The organism is Luteibacter sp. P4_D7_3, from assembly GCF_056401735.1.
Window position 1 is genome coordinate 1 of record NZ_JBFUIT010000430.1, and the last position, 2,635, is coordinate 2,635.

A 2,635-nucleotide genomic window follows, 5' to 3' on the forward strand; every position below is an offset into this window, starting at 1 on the left:
GTGCTCAAGCTCACGGTCGATGGCACGCTGACCAACCAGGGCACGTTGCAGAGCGCCGGCGAGTTGGATGTGACCGCAGGCAATCTCGTCAACACGAACGGCGCCACGATCAACGGCAGCAACACGGCGCATACGGGCGTGGCCAACATCGTTGTCGGTGGCACGCTGGACAACCAGCAAGGCGCCACGCTCGAAGGCGACACCCTGACGGCATCGGCCAATCGCCTCACCAACACCGGTAACATTCTGGGCGACACAGTGACCCTGAAGGCCGCCAGCCTCACCAATGGTCGCGACCTGGGTACCGCTCTGGCCCCGGTCGACTATGGCGAAGGGTTCATCGGTGCGTCCAATCAGCTCTCGTTGTGGGTGGGCAACCTCGCCAACCTCGATGGCGAGCTGTATAGCGGCGGCAATCTGAATATCGCGGGAGACGCCGCGGGCAACGCGGCAGGGACCCTGCTGAACAGCTCTGGTTGGATCCAGGCCCAGGGCAACCTCACCGTTACCGCGCAGCAGATCACCAACCAGCGGCGTTACTTCCAGACGAAGGACATCGCGCTGACGCCTGCCGAGCAGGCGCAGAACACGACAACCACGACGGTTCCGATCTATCGCTCGGACGAGATCAATCCGAACGGTCTTCCGCCGCCGGGTACGCCGGCGTCGCAGATTCTCGATGCCTCGCAGATTGCCGTGCTGGAGGCCTATTGCGGCAGCAGTGCCTTCGGTACGCCCGGCAAGAATGGCGACCAGTGGTGCAAGGGCTACCAGCCCGATCCGGACCACGACTCGCACAACATCTTCGCCGATGACTTGCAGGCAGTGGTCAAAGACACCCTGGTGTCCGTGACGGTGCTGGATTTTGCGACCGCGGCCGGCGTGATGACCGCCGGTGTCGATGTGAACCTCACCGGCGCCGTACTCAATGCCAATTCACAGCTGGCCGCCGGGCGGAACCTCACGATCGTCAATCCCACCACCGGCCAGACCGGCATGGGTGCGGTGATCAACCAGAGCTGGGTGCCGACCGGCACCGTCAAGGAAACCGTCGATCAGCAGATCGGCATCTGGGAAATCGACGGTGGCAATCACGTCTGGACGCTGGCCGGCTACAACAATTGGCAGCCCACCACGACTGGCAGCGCGACCGTAAACCTCCTGGCGGGGAGTGCGCCGTCGTGGATCACCTATAACGCGGGTCCGGGCCTGACGGCCTCGATCACCGCGGGCGGCACCGTGAACGTGACCGCTGCCCAGGTGAGCAACACGGAAATCGGGGGGCCGTCGCTGGGCCCCATCGCGGGGCCAGGAAACCTGAGCATGGCCAGTGCGACCGGCGCGTTCGCCACCGGGACCACGACGGCCGGCGGGACATCGGGTAATGCTCTGATTGGCCCGGGCGGAGGGAATGGCCAAACCGTCGGCGCCGCCTCGCATCCGCTGTCGGGCTACACGCCACCCAACAACGCCATGGTCCAGCAGCACACCGACGCAGGTGCGCCGTTCCTGATGACCACGGCGCCACGGTTCGCCACGGGTCCGGTCACCAGCTCGGACTATCTGCTGCAGGCGCTGGGCGACAACCCGGCGAATATCCAGAAGCGCCTGGGTGACGGTTACTACGAACAGAACCTGGTGCTGGACCAGATCCTGCAGCTGACCGGTCGGCGCAACCTGACCGGTACCGGCGATGCCATGTCGCAGTACACCGCCCTGATGGGCAATGCGGCTGCGCAGGCCGCACAGCTGGGTCTGACCCTCGGCGCACCGTTGACGTCCACGCAGATCGCCGCCTTGCAGTCGGACATCGTCTGGCTGGTGGACACGGTGGTCGATGGACAGCATGTGCTCTCGCCCGTGGTGTATCTGTCCAAGGCGACGGCGGACCACCTGCAGAACCAGGGCGCGCTGATCGCCGGCGACCAGGTGGCGATCCAGTCCGGCACGACGTTGACCAACGAGGGGATGATCTCCAGCGACCATGGCACCTTGCTCTCAGCCGATACGCTAATCAACACCGGCGCACTGCAGAGCGGCGGCACGCTGGCCGTTACCGCGCGCGGCGATGTGATCAATGCCGGCACGCTCTCCGCGCAGAGCATATCCGTGCAGGCAGGCCGGGACCTCACCAACACCGGAGCGATCACCGCAACCGGCGACGCGATGCTGATGGCCGGGCGCGACCTCACGACGAACGTAGCGCCGATCCAGGCGGGCGGCAACCTCGCGATGATGGCTGGCAATGACCTGACCGCCACGGCCAGCACGATTCACGCGCGCGGCAATGCGCAGCTGGTTGYCGGCAACGATCTGACGCTGGCCGCGCAGAGTCATGCCACGCGGAGCGAGACGGCATCGCACGGCGAGTCCGCGGTGACGTATGCGACGAGTGCGATCAATGCGGGCGGGAACCTCGTCCTTCAGGCGGGACACAATCTCACCAGTGATGGTGCGCAGCTTGGGGCGGGTAACCAGCTGGCTTTGACGGCTGGGAATGACCTCACTCTCAACGCTGTGACGGATCGACGCGGTACGACGGATCTCGACATCGACGGGCACACCGTTACGAACAAGTCGACGAGCGATGAGACGGTCAGGGGCACGAGTCTGACGGGTACGAATGGGGTTACCG

At 65.1% G+C, this 2,635-nt stretch carries 1 protein-coding gene; it reads left to right on the forward strand.

Annotated elements, in window-relative coordinates; genetic code table 11:
* Positions 1-2,635 (forward strand): beta strand repeat-containing protein (locus AC1DSN_RS21080; RefSeq protein ID WP_477332675.1); only part of this gene is annotated, 2,635 nt, incomplete at both ends.